The sequence below is a fragment of the Streptomyces sp. RP5T genome (genome assembly GCF_003933965.1).
Lineage (GTDB): Bacteria > Actinomycetota > Actinomycetes > Streptomycetales > Streptomycetaceae > Streptomyces.
Window position 1 is genome coordinate 1 of record NZ_RSAJ01000801.1, and the last position, 3,111, is coordinate 3,111.

At 70.1% G+C, this 3,111-nt stretch carries 3 protein-coding genes; 1 reads left to right on the plus strand and 2 read right to left on the minus strand.

Translation table 11 applies throughout. From position 1 onward, the window contains the following. Positions 1-1,489 (plus strand): YibE/F family protein (locus tag EHS43_RS41200; RefSeq protein ID WP_148104249.1); only part of this gene is annotated, 1,489 nt, incomplete at its 5' end. Positions 1,490-1,620: 131 nt separating this feature from the next. On the opposite strand, the gene EHS43_RS41205 is transcribed toward EHS43_RS41200, so the two are convergent. Further along, complete coding sequence (locus EHS43_RS41205) at positions 1,621-2,058, minus strand: SsgA family sporulation/cell division regulator (protein ID WP_125195632.1); 438 nt, start codon at positions 2,056-2,058, stop codon at positions 1,621-1,623. A gap of 98 nt (positions 2,059-2,156) precedes the next feature. Then, a complete protein-coding gene (locus EHS43_RS41210; RefSeq protein ID WP_125195633.1) occupies positions 2,157-2,894 on the minus strand; it encodes an IclR family transcriptional regulator in 738 nt (245 codons plus the stop codon). Between the last annotated feature and the right edge of the window lie 217 nt (positions 2,895-3,111).

Consider the following 3,111-nt stretch of genomic DNA (forward strand, 5'->3'; position numbering starts at 1 on the left):
GGGTGGCGGTGGCTACGGGCGCGGGCAGGGTCCCGGTGACGGGCGTGGGCAGGGTCCCGGTGACGGCCACGGGCACGGGCACGGCCACCGTCCCGATGACGGCCACGGACATGGGCACGGGAGCGGACCCGGTACCGGTGGTGGGCACGGCCACTCGCACAGTCACAGTCACGGGCCGGCGACGCCCGTCTCCCAACATCTGCGTAAGGTCATCGCGGCGATCCTGATCCCCTTCGCAGCAGCCGTGGTGGTGGGGCTGGTCGTGCTCTGGCCCGGCGGGGCCCCGGGGCACGAACGCACCGGCGTCGGCTTCGACCGGCAGACCCAGCAGGCCACGGTCAGCAAGGTCGTGAGCGTCAGCTGCAAGTCGGTGAACGCCTCGGGGGAGACCCCGACCGGCGACACCTCGACCGCCGAGGGCTCCTCCGCCGAGCAGCAGGCGAACGGCACCTGCAAGAAGGCGACGATCCGGGTCGACACCGGCGACGACAAGGGCCGCACCTTCACGGAGATCGTCCAGCCGGACCAGACACGGCAGTTGCACGAGGGCCAGAAGGTCGTGGTCGCTTACGAGCCCTCGGCGCCCCGGGACCTGCAGTACTCGGTCGCCGACGTGAACCGCCGGTTCCCGATGGGGCTGCTCGCCGGCATCTTCGCGCTCGTCGTCGTGGTCGTCGGGCGGCTGCGCGGAGTCATGGCGCTGGTCGCACTGGCCATCAGCTTCATGGTGCTGAACTTCTTCATCCTGCCCGCGATCCTCCAGGGCTCGAACCCGCTGGTCGTGGCGGTGATCGGGTCGAGCGCCATCATGCTGATCGCCCTCTACATGTGCCACGGCCTGTCCGCCCGGACCTCCGTGGCGGTCCTGGGCACGCTGATCTCCCTGTTGCTGATCGGCGTCCTCGGCTCGTCGTTCATCGACTGGGCCGCTCTCACCGGCAACACGGACGACAACACCGGGCTCATCCACGGCCTGTATCCGTCCATCGACATGAGCGGTCTGCTGCTCGCCGGCGTCATCATCGGCTCGCTCGGTGTCCTCGACGACGTGACGGTCACGCAGACCTCGGCGGTGTGGGAGCTGCACGAGGCCAACCCGGCGATGGGGTGGCGCGGGCTGTACCGCGCGGCGATCCGGATCGGCCGCGACCACATCGCGTCCGTCGTCAACACCCTCGTTCTCGCCTACGCCGGTGCGGCCCTGCCGCTGCTGCTGCTCTTCTCCATCGCGCAGTCCAGCGTGGGGGTCGTCGCCAACAGCGAGCTGGTGGCGGAGGAGATCGTGCGCACGCTGGTCGGATCGATCGGTCTCGTCGCCTCGGTACCGGTCACCACCGCCCTCGCGGCCCTCGTGGTCTCGGCCGACCGACCAGGGGCGCAGACGGCCGGGGTGTCCGTGCCCGCGCCGGCGACGAGTGTGAGCGCGGGCACGGCGGACAGCCGTCCGGCGGCCGGACGCGGCGGGAAGGGGCGGCGGCGCAGGCGCTGATGCCCGCGGGCCGCCCCAGAGGTCGGGCCGGGACAGGTTCGGCCCGACGGGGCACGCTCACGGGAGAAGCGTTCCTGCGCCCTCCCACCCACGATCAAGCGTCCGTCTCGCCACCGCACTGTCGTAGGACGTCAGCCCGCGCTCTGCTCTTCCGCCAGGATCCGGTCCAGCGCCTCGTCGAGATGGGTGTCGAAATCGGCCAGCGCGGTCTCCTGGCCCAGCGGCACCAGCTTGTCGGTGCGGTCGAGGAACGCGATGATCGGCGCCGTCGAGGAGCGGAACAGGGCCTGGTCGCCGCCGACCTGAAGCCTGATCAGGACATCGCCCAGCAGGTCGGCCCCGGCCGGCGCGACCCGCACGTCGCCCTCACCGCAAGGTCGGCCCACTCCGTCGATCAGCAGCTCGCGTCCGAAAGCCCAGGTCACCGGGGCATCGCCCGGGAGATGAAAGGTCAGCCGGACCGCGTAGGGATCGCAGGCCTCATAGCGCAGCTCCACGGGAATGCGGAAGGAGAGCTCCTCCGAAACGAGAAAGCTCATCATGACCTCTGCTTGTACGGTCTCGCGCATCGCTTACCCCGTCATCTGCCTTCGTTGGCCGGGAATGATCCCTCTGACACTGGAGGCATCTTGCTGAACGTGCACGACAGATCACAAGGAGTGAGTTTTCAGATACTGATAGAGATCGCCAGCGAGCCCATCAAGCGACTGATTTCTTCCTGCAATTGCTGGGTGGCGGCCACCAACCGGTCCGCCTGATGGACGGGCAGGGAGATGGCCATCGTTGCGGCAACGTTACCCACCGTGATCGGAATCGCCGCGCACACCGTCCCCAAGGCGTACTCCTGACGCTCGATCACCGGTCCCATTCGCGCGGTCCGTTCGAGACGCCGGAGCAGACTGTGGCCGTCGCGCACGGTGTACGGCGTGAGGGACCGCACGGGGTACCGGTCGAGGTGGTCGCGCCGGGCCTCGTCGTCGAGCTGGGCCAGCAGACACTGCCCGATGGCGTGCGCGTGCCCGGTCTCACGAAAGTCGGCCCACTCGTCGACTGCCGGGTTCACCGGACTCTCGGAGACGCAGAGGACCTCGATCTCGCCGTCCCGGTACTGCGCGTAGTACACCGGGACACCGATCAGGTCGCGCCAGTGCGCCAGCGCCTCGACGACGGTGCTGCGACGTTTCTGCTCGGCTCCGCTGCTGCTCAGCCGCTCGGCCGCCTCCCCGAGGAAGAACAGACCCTTGTCGCGGCGCAGATAGCCCTCGTGCACGAGGGTGCGCAGCAGGTGGTACGCCGTGGGGAGCGCCAGCCCGGTCTCGCGGGCGAGTTGTTTGGCGGGGGCACCGTACTCGTGCTGCGCGACGGACTCGAGCAGGCGCATCGCGCGCTGGACGGACCCGATCAGGGTGGCGGACTGGGCCTGTTCGGCGGGTTCGCAGGAGGGCGCCGGGTGTCGCTGGACGGGGGCGGGGGCTGACGGCCGTACCGGAGCCGAGGGCTGCACGGGGGTCGAAGCCCCACCCGGTGCCGTCGGCCGCACGGGGGCCGAGGTCCGTGCCGGAGTCGAGGTCGGGGCCGGGTTCGGGGCCGGCGACTGAGCGGGGGCTGTCCGGCCCGGGGGT